The sequence below is a fragment of the Streptomyces sp. NPDC096013 genome, from assembly GCF_044763565.1.
In the GTDB taxonomy this organism is placed as follows: Bacteria; Actinomycetota; Actinomycetes; order Streptomycetales; family Streptomycetaceae; genus Streptomyces.
This window is the reverse complement of the sequence record NZ_JBIWGK010000002.1, coordinates 673,847-698,263: the sequence shown is the minus strand read 5'-3', so window position 1 is coordinate 698,263 and position 24,417 is coordinate 673,847. Positions and strand designations below refer to the sequence as shown.

20 protein-coding genes and 1 pseudogene are annotated in these 24,417 nt (G+C 70.2%); 10 read left to right on the top strand and 11 right to left on the bottom strand.

The annotated features are described in order from the left end of the window. Nucleotides 1-40 precede the first annotated feature (40 nt). Nucleotides 41-454 (bottom strand): annotated as a pseudogene (locus ACIRB1_RS10625) (response regulator transcription factor). Between the two features lie 114 nt (nucleotides 455-568). Further along, entirely contained in the window at nucleotides 569-763 is a 195-nt protein-coding gene (locus ACIRB1_RS10620) for a histidine kinase (RefSeq protein WP_403465265.1), read from the bottom strand. Nucleotides 764-1,102: 339 nt separating this feature from the next. Between ACIRB1_RS10620 and ACIRB1_RS10615 the strand changes: the two genes are divergently transcribed. Next, nucleotides 1,103-2,050, top strand: coding sequence for a hypothetical protein (locus ACIRB1_RS10615; protein ID WP_352183842.1), 948 nt, complete (start codon nucleotides 1,103-1,105; stop codon nucleotides 2,048-2,050). A gap of 26 nt (nucleotides 2,051-2,076) precedes the next feature. Here ACIRB1_RS10615 and ACIRB1_RS10610 read toward each other — a convergent pair whose 3' ends face one another. Further along, a complete protein-coding gene (locus tag ACIRB1_RS10610) occupies nucleotides 2,077-2,499 on the bottom strand; it encodes a Rieske 2Fe-2S domain-containing protein (protein ID WP_403465264.1) in 423 nt (140 codons plus the stop codon). Between the two features lie 349 nt (nucleotides 2,500-2,848). Here ACIRB1_RS10610 and ACIRB1_RS10605 point away from each other — a divergent pair, with 349 nt between their 5' ends. Next, complete coding sequence (locus ACIRB1_RS10605; RefSeq protein WP_403465263.1) at nucleotides 2,849-3,898, top strand: LacI family DNA-binding transcriptional regulator; 1,050 nt, start codon at nucleotides 2,849-2,851, stop codon at nucleotides 3,896-3,898. 51 nt (nucleotides 3,899-3,949) lie between these two features. Continuing rightward, nucleotides 3,950-4,861: a carbohydrate kinase gene (locus ACIRB1_RS10600; RefSeq protein WP_403465262.1), complete on the top strand. Its 912-nt coding sequence runs from the start codon at nucleotides 3,950-3,952 to the stop codon at nucleotides 4,859-4,861. 126 nt (nucleotides 4,862-4,987) lie between these two features. Here the strand turns inward: ACIRB1_RS10600 and uvrA are convergent, their stop codons facing one another. Further along, entirely contained in the window at nucleotides 4,988-7,975 is a 2,988-nt protein-coding gene (uvrA, locus tag ACIRB1_RS10595) for an excinuclease ABC subunit UvrA (protein WP_403465261.1), read from the bottom strand. Nucleotides 7,976-8,200: 225 nt separating this feature from the next. Here uvrA and ACIRB1_RS10590 point away from each other — a divergent pair, with 225 nt between their 5' ends. The 5 genes from ACIRB1_RS10590 to ACIRB1_RS10570 all read left to right on the top strand — a co-directional run bounded on the left by ACIRB1_RS10590 (nucleotide 8,201) and on the right by ACIRB1_RS10570 (nucleotide 12,756). Then, a complete protein-coding gene (locus ACIRB1_RS10590) occupies nucleotides 8,201-8,887 on the top strand; it encodes a maleylpyruvate isomerase family mycothiol-dependent enzyme (RefSeq protein ID WP_403465260.1) in 687 nt (228 codons plus the stop codon). 10 nt (nucleotides 8,888-8,897) lie between these two features. Beyond that, entirely contained in the window at nucleotides 8,898-9,554 is a 657-nt protein-coding gene (locus ACIRB1_RS10585; RefSeq protein ID WP_403465259.1) for an MBL fold metallo-hydrolase, read from the top strand. Between the two features lie 645 nt (nucleotides 9,555-10,199). Then, entirely contained in the window at nucleotides 10,200-11,084 is an 885-nt protein-coding gene (locus ACIRB1_RS10580) for an ABC transporter substrate-binding protein (protein WP_403465258.1), read from the top strand. Further along, nucleotides 11,081-11,998: an amino acid ABC transporter permease gene (locus ACIRB1_RS10575; protein WP_352183834.1), complete on the top strand. Its 918-nt coding sequence runs from the start codon at nucleotides 11,081-11,083 to the stop codon at nucleotides 11,996-11,998. The genes ACIRB1_RS10580 and ACIRB1_RS10575 overlap by 4 nt, the downstream gene beginning before the upstream one ends. Next, nucleotides 11,995-12,756, top strand: a complete 762-nt coding sequence (locus ACIRB1_RS10570) for an amino acid ABC transporter ATP-binding protein (protein ID WP_352183833.1) — start codon at nucleotides 11,995-11,997, stop codon at nucleotides 12,754-12,756. Before ACIRB1_RS10575 ends, ACIRB1_RS10570 begins: the two co-directional genes overlap by 4 nt. A 25-nt stretch (nucleotides 12,757-12,781) precedes the next feature. On the opposite strand, the gene aroQ is transcribed toward ACIRB1_RS10570, so the two are convergent. Beyond that, nucleotides 12,782-13,255: a type II 3-dehydroquinate dehydratase gene (aroQ, locus tag ACIRB1_RS10565; RefSeq protein ID WP_329555542.1), complete on the bottom strand. Its 474-nt coding sequence runs from the start codon at nucleotides 13,253-13,255 to the stop codon at nucleotides 12,782-12,784. 173 nt (nucleotides 13,256-13,428) lie between these two features. On the opposite strand from aroQ, the gene ACIRB1_RS10560 reads away from it, so the two are divergent. Then, nucleotides 13,429-14,700: an MFS transporter gene (locus tag ACIRB1_RS10560; RefSeq protein ID WP_403465257.1), complete on the top strand. Its 1,272-nt coding sequence runs from the start codon at nucleotides 13,429-13,431 to the stop codon at nucleotides 14,698-14,700. A 188-nt stretch (nucleotides 14,701-14,888) separates the two neighbouring features. Here the strand turns inward: ACIRB1_RS10560 and ACIRB1_RS10555 are convergent, their stop codons facing one another. From ACIRB1_RS10555 to ACIRB1_RS10530, 6 genes are all read right to left on the bottom strand, one after another. Beyond that, nucleotides 14,889-15,992, bottom strand: a complete 1,104-nt coding sequence (locus ACIRB1_RS10555; protein ID WP_352183831.1) for an ionic transporter y4hA — start codon at nucleotides 15,990-15,992, stop codon at nucleotides 14,889-14,891. 192 nt (nucleotides 15,993-16,184) lie between these two features. Continuing rightward, the gene (locus tag ACIRB1_RS10550) at nucleotides 16,185-17,186 is read right to left on the bottom strand and encodes a TerC family protein (protein WP_403465256.1); all 1,002 of its coding nucleotides are present in this window, start codon (nucleotides 17,184-17,186) and stop codon (nucleotides 16,185-16,187) included. Between the two features lie 235 nt (nucleotides 17,187-17,421). Further along, the gene (locus ACIRB1_RS10545; protein WP_352183829.1) at nucleotides 17,422-19,425 is read right to left on the bottom strand and encodes a TerD family protein; all 2,004 of its coding nucleotides are present in this window, start codon (nucleotides 19,423-19,425) and stop codon (nucleotides 17,422-17,424) included. A gap of 50 nt (nucleotides 19,426-19,475) precedes the next feature. Further along, on the bottom strand, nucleotides 19,476-20,054 hold the full coding sequence (locus tag ACIRB1_RS10540; RefSeq protein WP_352183828.1) for a TerD family protein: 579 nt from the start codon (nucleotides 20,052-20,054) through the stop codon (nucleotides 19,476-19,478). 159 nt (nucleotides 20,055-20,213) lie between these two features. Next, the gene (uvrB, locus tag ACIRB1_RS10535) at nucleotides 20,214-22,349 is read right to left on the bottom strand and encodes an excinuclease ABC subunit UvrB (RefSeq protein WP_352183827.1); all 2,136 of its coding nucleotides are present in this window, start codon (nucleotides 22,347-22,349) and stop codon (nucleotides 20,214-20,216) included. 40 nt (nucleotides 22,350-22,389) lie between these two features. Further along, entirely contained in the window at nucleotides 22,390-23,253 is an 864-nt protein-coding gene (locus ACIRB1_RS10530; protein ID WP_403465255.1) for an MHYT domain-containing protein, read from the bottom strand. 278 nt (nucleotides 23,254-23,531) lie between these two features. On the opposite strand from ACIRB1_RS10530, the gene ACIRB1_RS10525 reads away from it, so the two are divergent. Beyond that, nucleotides 23,532-24,407 (top strand): glycerophosphodiester phosphodiesterase, encoded by an 876-nt coding sequence (locus ACIRB1_RS10525; protein WP_403465254.1) that lies wholly within the window; start codon nucleotides 23,532-23,534, stop codon nucleotides 24,405-24,407. The last annotated feature ends 10 nt before the right edge of the window (nucleotides 24,408-24,417 follow it).

Sequence of the window (24,417 nt, the reverse complement as noted above, 5' to 3'; positions counted from 1 at the left end):
GACAACGCCGGGCGCGCCGGGCGGATCTCCTCCGGAACTCTTACCGGGAGTCGAGAAACGTGAGAACCGCCAGCACACGGCGGTGGTCCTCGGAGGCTTCCGGAAGGCGGAGCTAGCCCAGGATGCCGCGGACGTGCTTCTCGACGGCGCCCTCGGTGACCTTCAGCCTGCGGCCGATACCGGCGTTCGAGAGGGTGCCGGTGCCGGGGTGGCGCTCGCGGGTGGTCCGGGCCGCCTTCAGGCCCTCGGTGACGTGGTCGGGCGGCATCCTGATGTCGACGATCGCGAGGCCGGGCCGCTCGTCGTCGACCAGTTCCAGGAGCCGCACGGCGTCGCCCGCCTGGCCCGCGACTTCGTAGCCCAGGGGTTCGCACAGGCTAGCGAGGCCCTCCCTGAGCAGGACGTCGTCCGCGAGGACGATCCGTCCCTTCGCGGTCTGCCGCGCTGCGTCCATTGTCCCGGCTCCCCCGGTGGGCCGGTGACGCGCAGCCTGCCGCCGATCGCCTCGACGCGGTCGACGAGTCCGATGAGCCCGGAGCCGTGCCCGAGGTCGACGCCGCCCACCCCGTCATCGGCGATCGTCACCTCCAGGACGTCGTCCTCGACCCGCGCGGACACCTCCACGTAGCTGTTCCTCCGGCTGCTCGCCCAGCATCGACTGGGCCGTCCTGAGGTCGAGTCGGAGCGAGACGAGCCGCTGCTGGACGCCGTCATGGAGGTCACGTTCGATACGACGCCTGGAGGCGTCCCCCGCGGCGACCACGCGCGCGCGTGACGCGGTGAGCTGGTCACGGCTGTCGGCGTTGGCGAGGGCGTTGGCGACGAGCTCGGTGAGGTCGGCGAGCCGGGACTCGGTGCCCGGGGGCAGCGGTTCGGGTCGCGGACCTGGGAGCGCCGACCGCGATCGGGCCAGATCACATATGCCTGATGGGCGACAGGTGTTGTCGGGACTTGGTCAACACGCTTCAATGCGGGGGAACTCGGGGCGTGAATGACGGCGTACGGATGTGAAGAACTTTCTCCGGTGCCGACGGGGGCCCCGAAGCAACCCGCGTGAACGGCCTGACCAGCCGTTGTGAACATTCACAGAAAGGGCCCCTGCATGCCGCACGCCACACAGCAGGCGGACGTCGCCACCGCGGAACTGGACTCGGCCCTGCGCGGCGGCCCCTTCCACGTCGCGCTGCGCGCCGCCATCGCCGCCCGGGGACTGCCCCTGCAACGCGTCCAGCACCATCTGACGCGCTACGGGGTCAAGGTCGGCGTCACCAGCCTGAGTTACTGGCAGCAGGGCGCCCGCCGCCCGCAGCGCCCGGAGTCGCTGCGCGCCGTACGCGCGCTGGAGGAGATCCTCCAGCTCCCCGAGGAGTCCCTGATCCGGCTGCTCGCCGAGGCCGAGGAACGCTCCGTCGCGCAGCGCCCCGCCGCCCGCTCGTACCGCTCCTTCGTCGAGGCGTCCGGTGTCCTGGAACAGCTGCTGGCTGACCTGGAGTCCTCGCTCGACAGCGGACTGCACTCCTTGGGGCTGCACGAGCGCGTGCGCGTCGGACCGCACCGCGAGCTGGCCGGCCGCGAGTCCCACCACATCGTCCGCGCCCACCGGGACGGCATCGACCGCTACATGGCCGTGCACTACGGAGACCCCGGCTGCGCCCCCGACCGCATGACCGTGCACGCCCTGGAGAACTGCCGCACCGGCCGCGTCCGCCGCCACCACGAGACCGGCATGCTGGTCGCCGAACTCCTCTTCGGCACCCGGCTCCGCTCCGGAGATACGTTCCTCTTCCGCTACGGCGTAGAGGACGGCACCGCCGGCGTCTCCCGCGAGTACGTCCGCGACTTCGGTGTCGCAGGCGGCCAGTACGCCCTCCAGGTGCGCTTCGAGGAGAACGCGCTCCCGGTGCGCTGCCACCGCTTCACCCAGCACTCGGCTGCGGCACCGCGCAGTGGCCGCCAGGAGCTGCGCCTGACCGGAGGACACCACTCGGTGCACCTCGTCGAGCCGCGGATGCGGTCGGGGATCGTGGGGATCGGCTGGGACTGGGAGTGAGGGGCCGGGGCCGCACGCCCCGGTGATCAGGCGGCCGGGCCCGCGACGATCTTCCCGTTCGCGGCCGTCACCTTCAGCTCCTTCAGGGGTTCGGTGGCCGGGGACTGCACCACCTTGCCGGTCAGCGCGTCGAACTGGCTGCCGTGGCACGGGCAGACGAGGGTCGTGCCGTCCAGCTTGTTGATGGGGCACTGCGCGTGCGTGCAGATCGTGCTGTACGCCTTGAGGGTGCCGTCCGCGGCCCGGCTGACCACCACGTTCTGATCCCGGTACAGCTTCGCGCTCCCCTTGGCGACCTCGCTCTCCGCACCCAGCTCCACGGGCGCGGTCGGGGTCGCGGCGGCCCCCGAACCACCGCCCGAGCACGCGACGAGTCCGAGCCCGGCGACGGGCGTGAGGGCCGCTCCGCGCAGGACGGTACGACGGCTCGGGGCGGGGAGGGCGGACATGGGGGTCTCCAGTTGTTGTTCGGGGCGGGCGGGCCGTGCGGGCCGCCCGGGTCGCTCGGGCCCTCTCAGGGTGCTCGGGCCCTCTCAGGGTGCTCGGGCCGCTCAGCGTGCTTTGGCCGCTCGGTCCCTTCGGGCCGCTCGGCCTGTTCGGGCCCGCTCACGAGGCGGTGCGCGACGGTGCGGGCGTAGGTGCACGGCGACGATACCTGGGGTGTTCCGTCCGCTTTGAGGGGGGTTCACCAAAGGGGCCTTCACGGTACGTAAACGTTTGCGCAAGCGTTTACGTCAGGCGCCGGATGGGATACCTTCCCGGTCAGAGGACCCGCGTCGACCAGGGAGGGGACCCGCGATGGCCACCATGGTCGATGTCGCACGGAGCGCCGGTGTGTCCGTCGCGACCGTCTCGCACGTCCTGAACGACACCCGTCCGGTGTTGCCGGGCACCCGGGAGGCCGTGCTGACGGCGATCGAGGAACTGGGCTACACGCCCAACACCCTCGCCCGCTCCCTGGTGACGTCCCGCACCCGCTCGATCGGCCTGGCGGTGTCGGCGATCAGCAACCCGTACTTCACGGAGATCCTCCAAGGCGTCGAGGCCGGCGCCCTGGAGCACGGTTACAGCCTGCTCATCGCCGACCCGCACGACGACCCCGAGCACGAGCGCACGGTCGTCCAACTCCTGCACGAGCGCCGGGTGGACGGCATGATCGTCGCCCCGTCGGCGGCCCCGGACGCGCTGGTCGCCTACCTCGGCCGGCACTCCGTACCGACGGTGTTCCTCGACCGGCTGGTCGAGGCGCCGCCGAGCGACGCGGCCCCCTTCGACCAGGTGAGCGCGGAGAACATCGAGCCGACGGCCCGCCTCGTCACGCACCTCGCGGAACTCGGCCACCGCCGCATCGGCCTGGTCGCGGGTCTGCCCGGGCTCAGCACCACCGGCGAGCGGATCGCCGGATACCGGCAGGGCCTCGCCGCCGCCGGACTCCCGTACGAGGAACGGCTGTTGGCGCACGGCGACTCCGAGTCGGCCGCCGCCGAGCGGGCCACCGGGACGCTGCTGTCCCTGGCCGCCCCGCCCACGGCTCTGATCACCGCCAACAACGCGATGACCATCGGAGCCCTGCGCGCCCTGCGCGAGCGCGGCCTGTCGGTCCCCGGCGACCTGGCGCTGTGCTGTTTCGACGACTTCGCGTGGGCCGATCTGTTCGAGCCCCGGCTGACCGCGATCGCCCAGCCCAGCAAGGAGATCGGCGCCGAGGCCGTACGGCTCCTGCTGGACCGGCTCGCGTCCCCGGACCGGGCCGCCCGTGTCGTACGCCTGCCGTGCGCGTTCGTCCACCGCTCGTCCTGCGGCTGCCCGGACCGGCCGCCGTCCGACCGGCCCGCCCGGCCCCTCTGACCAGCAGAGCCCCTCCAGCCCGTCCGACCAGCCCGCGAAAGGAACCGCCCCGTGATCGTCGTAGCCGGTGAGGCCCTGATCGACCTGGTGCCGCAGGGCACGGGAGCCCTCGCCGCCCTGAAGCCGGCGCTCGGCGGCGGCCCCTACAACACCGCCGTGGCCCTGGGCCGCCTCGGCTCCCCCACCGCCTTCTGCTCGCGGATCTCCCGCGACGCGTTCGGCGAGGCCCTTCTCGCCGGACTGCGGCAGGCCGACGTGGACGTCCTGGACGTGCAGCGCGGGGCGGAGCCGACGACCCTCGCGGTCGCCACGCTCGACGCGCACGGCTCGGCCACGTACTCGTTCTACGTCGACGGCACCGCCGACCGGCTCTTCGCGGTGCCCGCCGCGCTGCCCGCCCAGACCGAGGCCGTGTCCTTCGGCACCTGCTCGCTCGTCCTGGAACCGGGGGCGACCGCCTACGAGAAGTTGATGCGGACCGCCTCCGAGCAAGGAGTGTTCACCCTGCTCGACCCGAACATCCGGGCGGGCCTCATTCCCGACGCGGACGCCTACCGGGCGCGGTTCAGGAGCTGGCTGCCGTACGTGGACCTCCTCAAGCTGTCCGAGGAGGACGCGCTGTGGCTGGGCGGCACCCCGCGCGAGTGGCTGGACGCGGGTCCCTCGGCCGTCGTGATCACGCAGGGCGGCGACGGCCTCTCCGCGTTCACCGAGGACGGCACGGTGTATCCGGTGCCGGGCGAGAAGGTCGAGGTCGTGGACACGATCGGCGCGGGTGACACCGTCAACGCGGCGCTGCTGCACGGCCTGTCGACCCGGGATGCGCTGTCCCCGGAGGGGCTGGCCGGGCTGGGCCGCGAGGGCTGGACCCGGCTGCTGAGGTTCGCGGCACGGGCGGCGGCGATCACCTGCTCACGAGCGGGGGCGGAGCCGCCGTACGCCTCCGAACTGGGCGGTCTGTAGCGGCTGTTGAGCGGTGGCAGGCTGTTCGGTCCGCCACGTGCGGCGCCCCGCGGGGAGGTTCCCGCGGGGCGCCGCATTCGTGTTCCTGCCGGGTGCCGGTCAGGCCTTGGTCCCGGTCCGCGTCGATCAGGCCTTGCGGGCCCGTGTCGTCTTCTTCGCGGCAGTCGTCTTCTTCGCCGGGGCGGCCTTCTTGGCGGGCGCCGCCTTCTTCGCCGCGGTCTTCTTGGCCGCCGTCTTGCGCGGGGCCTTCACCGGGGCGCCGTCGCTGATGCGGTCGGCGTCGAGGATCTCGCGGAGGAACTTGCCGGTGTGGCTGGTCGAGACCGCGGCCACCTCCTCGGGTGTGCCCTCGGCGATGACGAGACCGCCACCCGCGCCACCCTCCGGACCCATGTCGACGACCCAGTCGGCGACCTTGATCACGTCGAGGTTGTGCTCGATGACGATGACCGTGTTGCCCTTGTCGACCAGGCCGCCGAGCACCGTGAGGAGCTTGCTGATGTCCTCGAAGTGCAGGCCGGTGGTCGGCTCGTCCAGGACGTAGACCGTACGGCCGGTGGAGCGGCGCTGGAGCTCGCTGGCGAGCTTGACGCGCTGGGCCTCACCGCCGGACAGGGTGGTCGCGGACTGGCCGAGCCGGACATAGCCGAGGCCGACGTCCTTGAGGGTGTTGAGGTGGCGGGCGATCCCGGGGACCGCCTCGAAGAACTCCGTGGCCTCCTCGATCGGCATGTTCAGGACGTCGGCGATGGACTTGCCCTTGTAGTGGACGTCCAGCGTCTCCCGGTTGTACCGAGCGCCGTGGCAGACCTCACAGGGGACGTAGACGTCCGGCAGGAAGTTCATCTCGATCTTGATGGTGCCGTCGCCCGCGCAGTTCTCGCAGCGACCGCCCTTGACGTTGAAGGAGAAGCGGCCGGGCAGATAGCCCCGCACCTTCGCCTCGGTCGTCTCGGCGAACAGCTTGCGGACGTGGTCGAAGACTCCGGTGTACGTCGCCGGGTTCGACCGCGGGGTGCGGCCGATGGGCGACTGGTCGACGTGCACGACCTTGTCGACGAGGTCGTCGCCGTCCACGCGCGTGTGGCGTCCCGGCACGTTCCTCGCGCCGTTCAGCTCGCGGGCGAGGTGAGTGTACAGGATGTCGTTGACCAGGGTCGACTTGCCGGAGCCGGAGACGCCGGTGACCGCGGTGAACACGCCCAGGGGGAACGAGACGTCGATGTCCTGGAGGTTGTTCTCCCGGGCGCCGTGCACCGTGAGCTGGCGCGAGAGGTCGCGCGGGCGCCGGATGTCGGGCAGCGGGATGGCCTTCTTGCCGGACAGGTACTGCCCGGTCATCGACTCGTCGTTGGCGAGCAGCTCCTTCAGGGAGCCGCTGTGCACGACCTTGCCGCCGTGCTCGCCCGCGCCGGGGCCGATGTCGACGATCCAATCGGCGACCTTGATGGTGTCCTCGTCGTGCTCGACGACGATGAGCGTGTTGCCCATGTCGCGGAGCCTGACCAGGGTCTCGATCAGCCGGTGGTTGTCGCGCTGGTGCAGGCCGATGGACGGCTCGTCCAGGACATACAGGACGCCGACGAGTCCGGAGCCGATCTGGGTGGCCAGGCGGATGCGCTGGGCCTCGCCGCCGGAGAGGGTGCCCGCCGCGCGGTTCAGCGAGAGGTAGTCGAGGCCGACGTCGACCAGGAAGCGCAGCCTCTCGTTGCACTCCTTCAGCACCCGCTCGGCGATCTTCTTGTCGCGGGCGTCGAGCTTCATGCCGCCCAGGAACTCCGCGCAGTCACTGATCGACATCCCGGCGATCTCGGCGATCGACTTGCCCATGATCGTGACCGCGAGGACGACGGGCTTCAGGCGCGTGCCGTGACACGTGGGACAGGGCACCTCGCGCATGTAGCCCTCGAAGCGCTCGCGGCTGGCGTCGCTCTCCGCCTCGCTGTGCCGGCGCTTCACGAAGGGGACGGCACCTTCGAAGGGCGTCGTGTAGACCCGCTCGCGGCCGTACCGGTTGCGGTACCGGACCTCGATCTGCGTCTTGTGGCCGTAGAGCAGGGCCTTCTTGGCGCGCTGCGGGAGGCCCGCGAAGGGGATGTCCGTGCGGAAGCCCAGGGCGTCCGCGAGGGCGCCGATGAGACGGCTGAAGTAGTCCTTGGTGTGGCCGTGAGACCAGGGGTGGATGGCGCCCTCGTCCAGGGACTTGTCCTCGTCCGGGACGATCAGCTCGGCGTCGACCTCCATGCGCGTGCCGATGCCGGAGCAGTCGGGGCAGGCGCCGAACGGCGAGTTGAAGGAGAAGGAGCGGGGCTCCAGCTCCTCGAAGGACAGGTCGTCGTACGGGCAGTACAGGTGCTCCGAGTACATGCGCTCGCGCTCGGGGTCGTCCTCGGGGAGGTCGACGAAGTCGAGCACGACCATGCCTCCGGACAGACCGAGGGCGGTCTCCACGGAGTCGGTGAGACGGCGCTTGGCGGAGTCCTTCACCGTGAGGCGGTCGATGACCACCTCGATGGTGTGCTTCTCCTGCTTCTTCAGGGTGGGCGGCTCGGAGAGCTGGATGGTCTCGCCGTCCACGCGCGCGCGGCTGTAGCCCTTGGTCTGGAGGTCGGCGAACAGGTCGACGAACTCGCCCTTGCGCTCGCGCACCAGCGGCGACAGGACCTGGAAGCGGCTGCCCTCGGGCAGCGCCAGGACCTTGTCGACGATGGCCTGCGGCGACTGGCGCGAGATGGGCCGGCCGCACTCGGGACAGTGCGGCTTGCCGATGCGCGCGAAGAGCAGACGCAGGTAGTCGTAGACCTCGGTGATGGTGCCGACCGTCGAGCGCGGGTTGCGCGAGGTCGACTTCTGGTCGATGGAGACGGCCGGGGACAGACCCTCGATGAAATCGACGTCCGGCTTGTCCATCTGGCCGAGGAACTGGCGGGCGTACGAGGAGAGCGATTCCACGTAGCGCCGCTGGCCCTCGGCGAAGATCGTGTCGAAGGCCAGGGAGGACTTGCCCGACCCGGACAGGCCCGTGAAAACGATGAGCGAGTCGCGTGGCAGGTCGAGCGAGACATTCTTCAGATTGTGCTCGCGCGCGCCACGGACGATGAGACGGTCGGCCACGCCGGTCCGCACCTTTCTTGAGAGAAGTGACAGGGGCGAGGCCCCCGTCCATCCCAGACTAGGGGGAGCCACTGACAACGCCGGTCGGAATCCCGGCGGAGGCATAACAACCTCCGGCCTTCCAGCATGCCCGACGCCAAGCCCGACGATATAGCACGTGCATTCGATTTACGGCACTGCTTCACCACCTTCACCCAAAGGGGTGGCGGGACTAGGGTCAGCAGCATGATTGATCACGCTCATGACCTGGCCTCTGTACGTGATGCGACCGAGCGAGTGCTCAGCGCTGTCGCCGGACTGGACAACGTTTCGGTGGCCGGGCCGTCACGGCTTCCCGGCTGGAGCCGCGGCCACGTCCTCGCCCACCTCGCCCGGAACGCGGACGCTCTGACGAACGTCCTGGAGGGGCGCCCCATGTACGCGACGGCGAGCATCCGAGACGCCGACATCGACCGCGACGCCCCGCGGCCCCTCGACGTCCAGCTCACCGACCTGCGCGAGAGCGAGGCCCGTTTCCAGGCCGCGGGTGCCGCCCCGGCGGACTGGTCGCGCACCGTGGAGCTGCGCAACGGGGTCGTCGACTCCGCGTCCCGGGTCCCGTTCCGCCGCTGGGCCGAGGTCGAGCTGCACCACGTGGACCTCGGGATCGGCTACGAGCTGGAGGACATCCCCGAGGAGTTCACCCGGCGGGAGATCGACTTCCTTGCCGAGCGCTTCGACGGGCACCCCGAGGTCCTCTCGGCCCGCCTCACCGACGGCACGCACGCGTGGACCACGGGCCGCCCTTCCGACAAGCCCGAGGTAACCGTCACCGGGTCCCTCGTCGACCTGCTCGGCTGGCTCTGCGGCCGCCGCGACGGCTCCGGCCTGACGGTCGACGGCGGCTCCTTGCCCGCCCTGCCCCCGCTATAGGGTGACGGCCATGACGTACAGCGGCGAGGTCACGGTCGGTGGACCGGCGGACGTGCACGAACTCCCGGACCTGATGATCACGAAGATCGCGGTCGGGCCCATGAACAACAACGCCTATCTGCTGCGCTGCCGGGCCACCGACGAGCAGCTGCTGATCGACGCGGCCAACGACGCGGACACCCTGCTCGGCACGATCGGCAAGGACGGGATCGCGTCCGTCGTCACCACCCACCAGCACGGCGACCACTGGCAGGCGCTCGCCGAGGTCGTGACCGCCACGCGCGCGCGTACGTACGCGGGCCGCGAGGACGCCGAGGGCATCCCCGTGCCGACCGACGTCCTGGTCGACGACGGCGACACGATCCGGGTGGGCCGGGTCGAGCTGACCGCGCGTCATCTCGTGGGCCACACACCGGGTTCGATCGCGCTCGTCTACGACGACCCGCACGGGCACCCTCATGTGTTCACCGGGGACTGCCTGTTCCCGGGCGGCGTGGGCAACACCCGCAAGGACCCCGAGGCGTTCGCGAGCCTGATCCACGACGTCGAGACGAAGATCTTCGACGCGCTCCCGGACGAGACCTGGGTCTACCCGGGCCACGGCAACGACACGACCCTGGGCGCCGAGCGTCCGCACCTGCCGGAGTGGCACGCGCGCGGGTGGTGAGAGTCCGGCACGCGCGCGCGTGGGTGGCCGGCACGCGCGCGTGGGTGGCCGGCACGCGCGCGCGTGGGTGGCGGGTGAACGTCCGGCACGCGTGCGGGTGTTGAACGTCCGGCCCCCGCGCGCGCGGGTGCTTGAAGGTCCCGCCCACGCGTGCCGGTCGTCTGCATTCCCGCTCACGCGCGCCTGTCGTCGACAGTCCCGTCCACGCGCCCGGGTGGTGGAAAGTCCCCTCCACGCGCGCGGGTCGTAGAGAGTCCGGCACTCGGCGTGGGCGGCGAGATGTCCGCCGTTCAAGCCGTGGGCCCGCTCCCGGCGTGAACCATTCCGCGCGCGCCCCGCACACCCTCCGCGCACGCGCCCCGTGTGAATCCTTCGCACGCGCCGGTGTCCCGCGTGCGCTCCCCGCGTACCTGGTTGCGCGGTCAACTGGAGGCAGCCCCGCTCAGGATGACGGCTCCTGCGCGGATGGGCCGCCGGTCCATCGATCCCCGCCCTGACCGGCGGCCCCGGCTCCCGCCCCGGCGGACGTCGTCGGATCCGCACCGCACAGGTGCCGTTCACAAGAGCGCAACACCTGTTCCCACTATGCGGACAATCGGGGCTGTGACCTGGACAATCAGGACGACTGACTGTCACTCTCCCGCCATGCACCTTGCCCCTCGCGTATTGCGCCGCGCGATATCCGCCGCGACCATAGCCCTGCTCGCCACCGCCGTCGGCTGTGCTCCGCAGCCGGAGGAGAAGGCCTCCGACCAGGCCTCGGGTTCGGCCGGAACCACCTGCGCCAAGGGCAAGTTGGCCACCCAGACCTCCGGCAAGCTGACGATCGCGACGGACGAGCCGGCGTACGAGCCGTGGTTCGAGGACGACAAGCCCGCCAACGGCAAGGGCTTCGAGTCTGCGGTCGCCTACGCCGTGGCGAAGCAGCTCGGCTACGACAAGAGCGACGTCGTCTGGCAGAGCGTCCCCTTCAACAAGGCCTTCGCGCCCGGCGTGAAGACCTTCGACTTCGACATCAACCAGGTGTCGATCAGCACCGAGCGCAAGAAGGCCGTCGACTTCTCGTCCGGCTACTACGACGTGCGCCAAGCCGTCATCGCGCTCAAGGGCACCAAGGCCGCCAAGGCGACGAGCATCGCGGACCTCAAGGGCCTCAAGCTGGGCGCCCAGGTCGGCACCACGAGCCTGAACTACATCAGCGACGTGGTGAAGCCGAAGCAGGAGGCCGCCGCGTACTCCAAGAACGACCAGGCGATCTCCTCGCTCAAGAACGGCCAGGTCGACGCGATCGTCACCGACCTGCCGACCGCGTTCTACGTCACCTCCGCCGAGGTCACCAACGCCAAGATCGTCGGCCAGTTCGAGAACCAGGGTGGTACGCCCGAGCAGTTCGGGCTGGTCCTCGACAAGGGCAGCGACCTGACGTCGTGCGTGTCGTCGGCCGTGGACGCGCTCCGCAAGGACGGCACCCTGGCCGCGCTGGAGAAGCAGTGGCTCTCCGACGCCGTCGACGCCCCGGTCCTCAAGTGACCGTGGTGAAGGGCGAGTCGGGCCGGGAGACGGCGGACGACAACGGAGACATGCCCGGCGGGGGCGACACGTACGTCCCCTCCCAGCGGCGCGTGGACCGCGAGCGGCACAAACGCGCGCGTGCCCGTCGCGCGACCGCGATCGCCGCGGTGTCGACCCTGGTCACGGCCGTCGTCCTGTACCTCGTCGTGGTCAGCGCGCCGGGCTGGGAGCGCACCAAGGAGACCTTCTTCGACGGGCACTACGCGCGCGAGGCGCTGCCCAAGGTCCTCGAAGGGCTCTGGCTGAACATCCGGCTGCTGCTGATCTGCGGCGTGCTGGTGCTCGTCCTGGGCATGCTGATCGCCATCGCGCGCACCCTGCGCGGTCCGGTGTTCTTCCCGCTGCGGGTGCTGGCCGCCGCGTACACGGACTTCTTCCGCGGGCTGCCGCTGATCATCAACCTGATGATCGTCGTCTTCGGAGTGCCCGCTCTGCGCCTCCAGGGCGTCACCGTCGACCCCGTCCTGCTCGGCGGCGCGGCCCTGACGCTCACGTACTCGGCGTACGTCGCCGAGGTGTTCCGCGCCGGCATCGAGTCCGTGCACCCCTCGCAGCGCGCCGCCGCCCGCTCGTTGGGCCTGACCAACCGGCAGGCGCTGCGGCACGTGGTGCTCCCCCAGGCCGTACGCCGGCAGGTGCCGCCCTTGTTGAACGATCTCGTGTCCCTCCAGAAGGACACCGGGCTCGTCTCGATCGGCGGGGCGATCGACGCCGTGCGGGCGTCCGACATCATCGCGCAGCGTGCCCTGAACTACACGCCGTACATCGTCGCGGGGCTCGTCTTCGTGGCTCTGACCATCCCGATGACCCGCTTCACGGACTGGGTGACCGCGCGGATGGACAAGCAGCGCACCCAGGGAGGCACGACATGAGCACCACCGAGACGTCACCCGTGCTGCGCATGGAGGCCGTGCGCAAGACCTTCGGTACGTCGGTCGTCCTGCGGGACGTCGACCTGGAGGTCCCGCAGCACACGGTGACCGCGCTGATCGGCGCCTCCGGGTCCGGCAAGTCGACGCTGCTGCGGTGCGCGAACCTCCTGGAGGACATCGACGACGGCGCGATCTGGCTGGACGGCGAGGAGATCACCGATCCGCGCGTCGACCAGGACGCGATACGGCGCCGTATCGGCGTGGTGTTCCAGGCGTACAACCTGTTCCCGCACATGACCGTCCTGGAGAACATCACCCTCGCCCCGCGCCGGGTGCACGGCGCGTCCCGCGCGGAGGCCGAGGCACACGCGCGTGAGCTGCTGGAGCGGCTCGGGCTCGGGGACAAGGCGGGCGCCTACCCGGATCGGCTGAGCGGTGGTCAGCAGCAGCGGGTGGCGATCGTGCGCGCCCTGGCCGTACGTCCCCGGCTGCTGCTTTTCGACGAGATCACCGCGGCGCTCGACCCCGAACTGGTCGGTGAAGTGCTCGCCGTGGTGCGGGACTTGAAGGACGAGGGCATGACCATGGTGCTGGCCACGCACGAGATGGGCTTCGCCCGGGACGTCGCCGACCAGGTGTGCTTCCTGGACGGCGGCGTCGTCCTGGAGCGCGGCACGGCCCAGCAGATCTTCGGCGACCCGCAGCAGGAGCGCACCCGGCGCTTCCTGCGACGGATCGTGGAGGCGGGCCGCCTGTAAGGGGCGTGCGCCAGGAGGCCGGTGCTTACGCGTCGGCCTTCCCCGCGCCCGCCAGCGCGGCGACGCGCTCCACGCCGAACGCGTACCCCTGCACACCGCACCCCGCGATGACCCCGTCGGCCCGCAGCGAGACATACGAGTGGTGCCGGAAGGCCTCGCGCTGGTGGATGTTGGAGATGTGGACCTCCACCACCGGCAGCCCGTCGCAGGTGTTGAGGGCATCCAGGATCGCGACCGAGGTGTGCGAGTAGGCGGCCGGGTTGATCACGATGCCGCAGTGGTTGAGCCGCGCCTCATGGATCCAGTCGACCAGTTCGCCCTCGTGGTTGGACTGCCGGAAGTCAACCGTGCCGCCGTGCCCGGCCGCCGCCTTGACGCACAGGGCCTCGACGTCGGCGAGCGTGTCGGAGCCGTAGATCTCCGGCTGTCGCTGGCCCAGGAGGTTCAGGTTGGGGCCGTTGAGGATCATGATCGGGGCGTTGGCCAGGGTGCGGGGCACGGTTCCTCCGGTCCGTTCGGACATGTCGTTCGAGACGGGGCCGCCGGTCGACGGCCGCTGCTCGGACCCGGTCTATCACGCCACCTCCGCACCACCGCGCGCCCCCGTAACCGTTGTTCACTGTGGGTAGTTGACGCGGCATGCGCAATGTACGCACAGTAAGACCCCCATCCATGCTGCGCCTCGCGGCCGCCTCACTGGCCGGCACGGCGATCGAGTTCTACGACTTCTTTGTGTACGGCACGGCGGCGGCCCTGGTCCTCGGTCCCCTGTTCTTCCCGACGTTCTCACCGGTGGCGGGGACACTCGCGGCCTTCGGGACGTTCGGGGTGGGCTTCGTGGCACGGCCCCTGGGCTCGATCCTGTTCGGCCACTTCGGGGACCGGCGCGGGCGGCGGCCGGTCCTCGTCGCGTCGCTCCTGCTGACCGGCGCCTCGACGGTCGCGGTCGGCTGCGTACCGTCGTACGGCTCGATCGGGGTGGCCGCTCCCGTGCTCCTCCTGGTGCTGCGTTTCCTACAGGGCCTCGGACTCGGCGGTGAGTGGGGCGGGGCGGTGCTCCTGACCGCCGAACACGCGCCCGCCGGGCGGCGCGGACTCTGGTCGAGCTTTCCGCAGATCGGTCCCGCGGTGGGGTTCCTGCTGGCGAACGGGGTGATGCTCGCGCTGTCGGCGACCCTGACGGACGCGCAGTTCGCGCAGTGGGGCTGGCGGGTGCCGTTCTGGGTGGCCGGGGTGCTGGCCCTGGGTGGACTGTGGCTGCGTTCGTCGCTCGCGGAGAGCCCACGGTTCCTCGAACTCGGCGACCACGCGCGCGTGCCGCTAGCCGAAGTGGTGCGCGAGCACTGGAGGTTGGTCCTGCTGACCGCCGGCGCGCTGTCGGTGGGGTACGCCGTGTTCTACGCGGTGACCACCTGGTCCCTCGCCTACGGCACGGAGCGGCTCGGGGTGAGCCGTACCGTCATGCTGACCTGCATCATGGCCGCCGTGGTGGTGAAGGGCTCGCTGACCCCGCTGGTGGCGCTGCTGAGCGACCGCTACGGGCGCCGTCCGCTGTGTCTGCTGGGATGCACGGCCGCCGCGCTGTGGATGTTCCCGATGGTCGCGCTGCTCGCCACGGGTGCGCCGCTGCTGATGTTCGTCGGGTTCCTGGGGGCGCTGCTCGCGTTCGTGACGATGTTCGCCGTGGTCGGCGCGTACCTGCCGGAGCTGTATGAGCCGCGGGTGCGCTGCACCGGTGCCGCCGTGGGCTACAACCTTGGCGGGGTCGTCGGCGGCGCGCTCACCCCGGTCGTGGCGACAGCCCTCGCCGAGCACGGCGGGCGCGTCCCCTGGGGCGTGGGCGCCTACCTGACCGGGATCGCGCTGTTCAGCCTGGGCTGCTTCGCACTCCTGCCGGAGACCCGGCCGGTGGGGGCGGTGGCGGCGGAGCCTGTCGCCGGGTGAGGGCGAGTGGGACGGATTGGGTGGCGGGGGGGCGGATTAGGGCCGAGGACGGAGACGTAAACGCTTGCGCGAGCGTTTACGTCGGCGGACGGCGCACCTCGTGCATGTGCTGCACAGGCGATGACATGGTGGGTGAGAAGCCGCGCACACCTGCGCAAGCTTTTACGCAGCTGTCCCAACCCCGCACGCTACGGATTGATCGCCAGCTCCAAGTAGGCCGCGAACAGCACCAGATGGACGCCGCCCTGGAGCGGTGTCGCCCGTCCCGGCACGACCGTCAGCGAGCTGACCACGACCGTCAGGGCGAGCAGCACCATGTGGGTGGAGCCGAGGCCGAGGACGAGTGGGCCGGAGAGCCAGATGGACGCCAGGGCGACGGCGGGGATGGTGAGGCCGATGCTGGCCATCGCCGAGCCGAGTGCGAGGTTGAGGCTGGTCTGCACCCGGTCGCGACGGGCGGATCGCAGGGCGGCGATGGTCTCGGGGAGCAGCACGAGCAGCGCGATGATCACACCGACGACGGCATGGTGCAGGCCGGCCGCCTCGACGCCGGACTCGATGGTCGGCGAGACGCCCTTGGCCAGTCCGACCACGCCGATCAGGGCGAGGCCCAGCAGGCCGAGGCTGATCAGGGCGGTGCGGGCGGACGGGGCGTCCGCGTGGACGTCCTTGGTGATCGTCTCGCCCTGGTGGGAGACGGGCAGGAAGTAGTCGCGGTGCCGCACGGTCTGCGTGGCCACGAAGAGGCCGTACAGGGCGAGTGAGGAGAGCGCGGCGAAGGTGAGCTGGGCGCCGGAGAACTCCGGCCCGGGCTTGCTGGTGGTGAAGGTCGGCAGGACCAGGCTGAGGGTGGCCAGGGTCGCCACGGTGGCGAGGGCGGCGCCGGTGCCCTCGGGGTTGAAGACCGCCGTGCCGTGTCGCAGCGAGGCGACGATGAGGACCAGGCCGACGATGCCGTTGCAGGTGATCATGACGGCGGCGAAGACGGTGTCTCTGGCGAGGGTTGAGCTCTTGTCGCCGCCGTCGGCCATCAGGGTGACGATCAGGGCGACCTCGATGATCGTCACGGCGACGGCGAGGACCAGGGAGCCGAAGGGTTCGCCGACCCGGTGGGCGATCACCTCGGCATGGTGCACCGCGGCGAGCACGGCACCGGCGAGGACCACGGTCACCAGGGCGACGACCACACCGGGCAGATCCTTCCGCCCCCAGGTGAAGACCAGGAGGACGGCCGCGAGCACCGGTACGACGGTCGTCCACTGAGTGGTGAGCGACCTGAGCCGAGTGATCATGAAGCGATCCTCGCAGAGGCGTTCAGCACCCGCATTCCGGCGCTTGCGGGCCTTTCCCGCGTCACCTGGACGCGGGTGGCCGGTATCCGACGAAGCACCGGGAGCGGTGATCGGCGATTCATGGTGCGTGCTCCCGGTGCTCGTGTTCCGGCGACTTGCTACGTCGTCGTCCCGCGTCGGACGTGATCAGGATCAGGCGTCGATGCTGTCCTTCGGGGTGCCTTCGGCCTCGGTCCTGGCCGCTTCGGCCGCCGCCGTCTTCTTGTTGGCCATCAGGCTGGTGATCGTGGTGACGATCAGGACGCCGCAGATCACACCCAGGGAGACCGGGATGCTGATCTCCGGGACATGGAGGCCCGATTCGTGCAGCGCGTGCAGCACCAGCTTGACGCCGATGAAGCCGAGGATGACCGACAGGCCGTAGCTGAGGTGGACCAGCTTCTTGAGCAGGCCGCCGATGAGGAAGTACAGCTGGCGCAGGCCCATCAGCGCGAAGGCGTTGGCCGTGAACACGATGTACGGGTCCTGGGTCAGGCCGAAGATCGCGGGGATGGAGTCGAGGGCGAACAGTACGTCCGTCGTACCGATCGCGAGCATCACGACCAGCATCGGGGTCATGACCCGCTTGCCGTTCTCCCGGATCCACAGCTTGGTGCCGTGGTAGCGGTCGGCCACGCCGAAGCGGCGCTCGGCTGCCTTGAGGAGCTTGTTCTCCTCGAACTCCTCGTCCTCCTCGTCGGCGCGGGCCTCCTGGATGAGCTTCCAGGCGGTCCAGATGAGGAAGGCGCCGAAGATGTAGAAGACCCACGCGAAGCTGGCGAGGATGGCCGCGCCGACCGCGATGAAGATGGCCCGCAGGACCAGGGCTATGAGGACACCGACCAGCAGCACCCGCTGCTGGTACTGCGAGGGCACCGCGAACTTGGCCATGATCAGGACGAAGACGAAGAGGTTGTCCACGCTCAGCGACTTCTCGGTGATGAAGCCCGCGAAGAACTCACCGCCCGCCTGACCGCCCCCGAAGAGGAGCAGGCCGAGTCCGAACAGTCCGGCGAGGGCGATCCAGACGATCGTCCAGATCCCGGCTTCCTTGATCGACACGTCGTGCGGCTTGCGGCCGATGAAGAAATCGACCGCGATGAGGGCCGCCAGCCCCACGATGGTCAGGACCCACAGGGTCACGGAAACATCCACTACTGCTCCTCCGGCGGTATTAACGGCAAATGGTCAGCGTCGTCGCTACCGGAGGTCTCTTCCACCTTGGGCGGGCGCCCAGGGCCGACGCCCCGGGATCTGGCCTGATCCGTATTGACGGGTACGCCGCAGCAGATAGGGAGTACTCCCCTCCGTACGGACGACAGTACCCCAATCACCAAGGAATAGTAAAGCGATTGGCAAAAGAAGAATAAAAACAGCTGGTCAGGCGACTTTACCTATGCTTGGTACGAGCGGTCGCGACCGCTGTCAGCACCTGTCGCAGCACCTGGCTGCCGGGCGGCACGACCGACGGCTCGTACGTCCAGGCATGCCCGACCCACGGGTCGGCGAGGTGGTCGTCGGGGAGCGGGGTGAGTCGCATCAGCGAACGCCAGAGGGGGTCGAGCAACGGGCCGTAGCCCGCCGCGTCCTCGCGGTCCGCGACCATCATCAGATGGACGCCGACGGCCGGGCCCTCGTCCGCGAGATAGCGGAGCTGGGTGACGGCACGGTCGTCGAAGCCGTGCGGGAAGTCGTTGACGATCAGCAGCTGCTCGGCCGTGTCCAGACCGGGCGGCAGTGAGTCTGCGGCACCGCCGCGCACCGCCATCTGCACCAGGTCCACCCGCTGGGTGAGCCGGGTCAGGACGTCCGCCACACCGGCGGCACCCGCGGCGGGCGGCGCCGCGAGCACGCCCGTCTGCACCAGCGGGGCCAGCGCCTGCGCCGCCGAGCCGGCCGGGTCGATGACGTGCACGGAGAACTCGCCCGTCGGGTAGACCGCGAGCAGCCGGGCCGCGTGCGCCACGGCCGTGTCCAGCGCGAGGCGCCGCAGCTCGTGGGAGTCGGCGAAGGAGCCGTCGAGCGACTCCGCGTTCCCGCTGTCGATCCACAGGCCGCGCTCCAACGGCAGCCGCACCAGCATCGGGATGCGCAGCTCGGGGCTCTCCGGGAGGTGGAGATCGCCCAGGCGCACGGCCATGGGGATCTCCATCGGGACGCGGTACCCGTGCCAGACCGGGTTGTCCCAGCCGGCGAACGCCGGTGGCAGCGCGGGTTCGACCACGTCGGCCTCGGCGACCAGCTGGTCGAGGTCCCGGTCGAGGGCGGCCCGTGCCTGGTCGACGAGTTGGGCGTGCTTGGCCTGGGCCGCCTCGCGGGCCGCGTCGCCCTGACCGCCGATACGGCTGCGCGGGTCGGAGAGGGCCTGGTCGAGCTCCTTCTCCATGCGCGAGTCCGCGAAGTCGACCGCGCTGCGGTACGCGGACATGGTGCGCGCCAGGTCCTCGAACATGCCCCACACCTGGTTGTAGAGCCGCTCCTCCATCGACCACCCCGTCGCGTCCCCGGCAACGGGCCGCGCGGGCTGTCCCGGCGCACCCGGTGGCACGGCGGGCGCGGGCTGCGGCGGCGCCCCGGCCTGCCGCCGCGGATGGCTGTAGTCGATCGGCCCACCGGCCGCGGAAGCACCGGGCTGAGCGGCAGCGGCGTCCGCGCCACCACCGGGACACCCGGCCGGCGGGGTGCCCTGCGCCCCGTAAGGAGAACCCGACTGCGGTGCTACGGCTCCGGGGGCGCCCTGTGTCGTAGCGCCGCTCCCCTCGGGTCCGAGGGCCGGTGTGGCCGTCTGCCGGGTGCGGTCGGTGTCCGGGGTGCGGGGTGGGGGTGCTGCCACGGAGCGGGCGAGGCCCTGGGCCACCGCTTCGTTGATGCCGCCGGCCAACTGGAGGGCCTGGGGCAGGCCCTGGTCGGTGAGGAGTTCGGCGAGGCCGCCCGCGTAACCCTGGCCCACGGCGCGGACTTTCCAGGCGCCCTGTCTGCGGTACAGCTCCAGGGCCACGACCGCCGACTCGGTGTCCAGGCCGGTGATCGTGTAGCTGGCGAGCTCGGTGCCGTCGAGGCCAGTGACCGCCACGAAGGGCGCGGCGACGGCGCCGAAGCGGGTGGGTCCTTCGCCGCCGAGGGGCAGGGCGAGGAGCACGCTGACGCGGTGCACTGCCTCCGGCATGGCGCCGAGGTCCACCGCGAGGCGGTGGTCGGCCGCCGCCTGCTTGGAGACCTCGAGGCCGGGCAGGGTGGGTGTGCCCGGGTGGGCCACCCACTCGACGCCGTGGATCCTGCCGTGCTCGTCGCCGAGCGTGGCGGCGGCCACGACCGGCTTGCCGGCCGCGACCCGGATCTCCAGACGCACATGGGACAGCGGGTGGTTCTGCCCCCGCACCAGCTCGGCTGCCATCGCTCTCGTCCCCCTGCTCAGCCGTGTCGTGTCGTGTGCGCCGGGCCGTCCTACAGGTGCGGCAGGATCGCCGGCATCAGGTCCTGGAAGGTGCGGCCGTTGGTCGGTGTGCCGAGGGCCGTCAGCGTCCAGCCCGAGCCGGTGCGGTGCACCTTGGCCATGATCTGGGCCGTGTACTGGCCGCCGCCCGCCAGGGTGTAGCGGGCCAGCTCCTGGCCGTTGGTCTCGTCGACCAGGCGGCAGAACGCGTTCTGCACCTCCTGGAAGGTCTGGCCCGTGAAGGAGTTCACGGTGAAGACGATCTGGTCGATGTGGACCGGCACGCGCGCGAGGTCGACGAGGATCGCCTCGTCGTCGCCGCCCTGGCCGACACCGCCGACGAGGTTGTCACCGGTGTGGCGCACGGAGCCGTCGTCGCTGACCAGGTGGCGGAAGAACACGACGTCGACGGGCTGCTTGTCCGCGAAGAGCACGGCGGACGCGTCGAGGTCGATCTCCCGGGTGCGCGAGCCGAACAGGCCGCGCCGGGGAGCCGCCTGCCAGCCGAGACCCATGCGCACCGCGGTCAGGCCTGACCCGTCGTTCTTCTCCAGACTGATGGCCTGACCCTTGGTCATGTTGACCGTCACGGCTGTTCCCCTCTCGAACTGTCCCCTGTTGCCGCGGAATCCGCGGATGTCCAGAACCCTACGCAGCGCCACTGACAGTGCCGAACCCCGCATCGGACTTTGTGTCGGTCTTGCAACACAGCGCGCGTAACCCGAGGTCCGGCGGTCCGCCCGGGCCGGTCAGGCCAGGCCCGCCTCCCTCATCTGGCGCAGTTCCTTCTTCATCTCGTGCACCTCGTCGCGCAGGCGGGCAGCGACCTCGAACTGCAGGTCGGCGGCGGCGGCGCGCATACGGTCGGTCATCTCCTCGATCTGCTCGGCGAGTTCGGCCGCGGGACGGTCGGTCGGGGCGCCGTCCTTGGCCTTGCCCTTGGGGGGCTTGGCGTTCTTCGCGGCCTTGCCGAGGGCGGGCACGGGGGCCTTGGCGCCCTTGCCGTCCTTGGACTTGCGGTAGCCCGAGCCGAGCAGCTCCTCCGTGTCGACGTCCTCGCGGGCGATCTGCGCGACGATGTCGTTGATCTTCTTGCGGAGCGGCTGGGGGTCGATGCCGCGCTCCGTGTTGTACGCGACCTGCTTCTCCCGGCGGCGGTTGGTCTCCTCGATGGCCTTCTCCATGGCCGGGGTGATCCGGTCGGCGTACATGTGGACCTGTCCGGAGACGTTGCGCGCCGCGCGGCCGATGGTCTGGATCAGGGAGGTGCCGGAGCGCAGGAAGCCTTCCTTGTCGGCGTCCAGGATGGCGACCAGGGACACCTCGGGGAGGTCGAGGCCCTCACGGAGGAGGTTGATGCCGACCAGGACGTCGAACTCGCCGGAGCGCAGTTCGCGCAGCAGCTCGATGCGGCGCAGGGTGTCGACGTCGCTGTGCAGATAGCGGACCTGGATGCCGAGCTCCAGGAAGTAGTCCGTGAGGTCCTCGGCCATCTTCTTGGTGAGCGTGGTGACCAGGACCCGCTCGTCCTTCTCGGTGCGCTTGCGGATCTCGTGCACCAGGTCGTCGATCTGGCCCTCGGTGGGCTTGACGACGACCTCGGGGTCGATGAGGCCGGTGGGGCGGATGATCTGCTCGACGGCGCCGTTCGCGCGGGACAGCTCGTACTTGCCGGGGGTCGCCGACAGGTAGACGGTCTGTCCGATGCGCTTCTGGAACTCCTCCCACTTCAGGGGGCGGTTGTCCAGGGCGGAGGGCAGCCGGAAGCCGTGGTCGACGAGGGTGCGCTTGCGGGAGGCGTCGCCCTCGTACATGGCGCCGATCTGCGGGACCGTGTTGTGCGACTCGTCGATGACGAGCAGGAAGTCTTCAGGGAAGTAGTCGATCAGGGTGTTCGGCGCGGAGCCCGGCTGGCGGCCGTCGAAGTGCATCGAGTAGTTCTCGACGCCGGAGCAGGAGCCGATCTGGCGGAGCATCTCCAGGTCGTAGGTGGTCCGCATGCGCAGGCGCTGGGCCTCCAGGAGCTTGCCCTGCTTCTCCATCTCGGCGAGCCGCTCGGCGAGTTCCTTCTCGATGTCGTTGACGGCCCTCTCCATGCGCTCGGGGCCGGCGATGTAGTGGGAGGCCGGGAAGACGTAGAGGTGCTCGTCCTCGCTGATGATCTCGCCGGTGAGCGGGTGGAGGGTGGAGAGTGCCTCGATCTCGTCGCCGAACATCTCGATGCGGACGGCGAGCTCCTCGTAGACCGGGAAGATCTCGATGGTGTCGCCGCGGACGCGGAAGGTGCCGCGGGTGAAGGCCAGGTCGTTGCGCGTGTACTGGATGTCGACGAAGCGGCGCAGCAGCTGGTCGCGGTCGATCTCGTCGCCGACCTTGAGGGGGACCATGCGGTCCACGTACTCCTGGGGAGTACCGAGGCCGTAGATGCAGGAGACGGAGGCGACGACGATGACGTCGCGGCGGGTGAGCAGCGAGTTGGTCGCGGAGTGGCGCAGGCGCTCCACCTCCTCGTTGATCGAGGAGTCCTTCTCGATGTAGGTGTCCGACTGCGGGACGTAGGCCTCGGGCTGGTAGTAGTCGTAGTACGAGACGAAGTACTCGACGGCGTTGTTCGGCAGGAGCTCGCGGAACTCGTTGGCCAGCTGGGCGGCCAGGGTCTTGTTCGGCGCCATCACCAGGGTGGGGCGCTGGAGCTTCTCGATCATCCACGCGGTGGTGGCGGACTTGCCGGTGCCGGTCGCGCCCAGGAGAACGACGTCCTTCTCACCTGCCTCGACGCGTCGGGCCAGCTCGGCGATGGCCGCCGGCTGGTCGCCGCTGGGCTGGTAGGGGCTGACGACCTCGAAGGGCGCCACCGTACGTTCGATGTGAGAAACGGGCCGCATGGAACCAACCGTACGACTCGCCACTGACAACGGGGTCGGATCAGCGGTTCTGCGGGGTCCGGGAGCGGCGGTGCGCGAGGTCGCGGTCGGCGCGGACGGGGACGCGGCGCGGGTGCGGGACGAGGGCGCCGGCCGGGACGCCGGGCTTGTGCTCGACGGGGGTCCGGGCGGGCCTGCCCGTGACCATCAGCGGGTCGAACATCACAACGACGCCGGCCAGCAGGAGGAAGGCGAGGGGGCCGATCATCATGGGCGCCAGAAGGGACGCGGGCGACACGCCGTCGGCGGTCGCGGCCGTGCCGTGGACGTGGACGGTGAGCGCGGCCATGCCGGTGTAGTGCATGCCGGTGACGGCGAGTCCCATGACGAGGCTCGCGCCCACGCTCCAGAGGAAGCCGCGGACCTGTCCGGCCGCCCAGAGGGCGCTGATCGCCGCGACGACCGCTATGACGACGGAGACGGCGACGGTGAACGTGTTGTATTCGAGCTTTCCGTTGAGGCGCATGCTCGCCATGCCCAGGTAGTGCATCGAGGCGATGCCCAGGCCGGTGAGGGTGCCGCCGGTGAACAGCGCGGTTCCCCTGGCTCCCTTGTAGCCGACGATGAAGATCCCGACGCCCACCATGAGGATGGCGACGGCGAGGCTCGCGAAGGTCATCGGCCTGTCGTAGTGGACCGGTGTCTGGCGGACCGAGAACCCGATCATCGCGACGAAGTGCATCGTCCATATGCCGGAACCGATGGCCGCCGATCCGAGGGCGAGCCAGCCGGGGCGCCAGGACTGGGCGACGAGCATCGATCTGGTGGTGCAGCGCAGGCCGAGGGCGGCACCGAGGCAGGCCATGAGGTAGGCCACCAGCGGTGTGACGAGTCCGTAGCTGAATCCGTCGACCGTGCCCTGCATGCGCAGTTACCCTTCCGCCCTGTTCCGTCCCGGAATTCCTGAAACGCGCCCAGCCCCGGGACCGCGGGAACGGTCAGGGTCGACGCAGAGAGTATGACCCCCACCGGAATGGTCGAACGATTTTCCGGCAAAGAAACACGGCCTTCCCCCAGTTGTGCGGCACCGGTGAGCGGACTTGGGCAACTCCATCCATTCTGTGTCCATCCTGTACCCCACGGATAGTGACGTTCCGCTGTCATTCCTGAGCTGTATGTGATCGCCCGATGCGAGGAGTACGCATGCACCTGCGCGCAGTTGCCGCCTCGACCACCGCGCTCCTGGGGGCCGCCGCCCTTCTGCTCCCCTCCCCCGCCGCCCGGGCCGGCGACGCGGCCCAGTGGCCCACCGTTGTCGCCCACCGGGGCGCGTCCTCCTATGCGCCCGAGAACACCCTGGCCTCCATCGACAAGGCGGCCGGGCTCGGTTTCCGGTGGGTCGAGAACGACGTCCAGCGCACCAAGGACGGCGAGCTCGTCGTCATCCACGACGACAGCCTGAAGCGCACCACCGACGTCCAGAGGGTGTTCCCTCATCGAGCCCCCTGGAAGGTGAAGGACTTCACCGCCGCCGAGATCGCGCGCCTCGACGCGGGAAGCTGGTTCGGTCCCGCGTACACAGGCACGCGCGTGCCCACCCTCACGCAGTACATGCGCGAGGTGGAGCACAACGACCAGAGCCTGCTCCTGGAGATCAAGAACCCGGAGCTGTACCCGGGCATCGAGCAGCAGACCCTCAAGCTCCTGGGCAACGAGGGGTGGCTGGACCCGAACCACCTGGACGGCCGGTTGATCGTGCAGAGCTTCAGCGCGGACAGCATCCGTATCGTGCACGATCTGAAGCCCGCCATCAGGACCGGCTTCCTGGGCACCCCCGCCGTGTCCGCCCTGAGCGCTTACGCCGCGTATACGGACCTGATCAATCCTTCGTACGGATCGATCTCCCTGGGCTACGTCTCCGCCGTGCACGGGCACATGGGTCCGCACGGCCGTCCGATGGAGGTGTACGCCTGGACCGTCGACGACGCGCCCACGGCCTGGAAGGTCGCCGGGTACGGCGTGGACGGGCTCATCACGAACAAGCCGGACGTGGTGCGGTCCGCGCTGTACGGGTTCTGAGGCCGCTCGC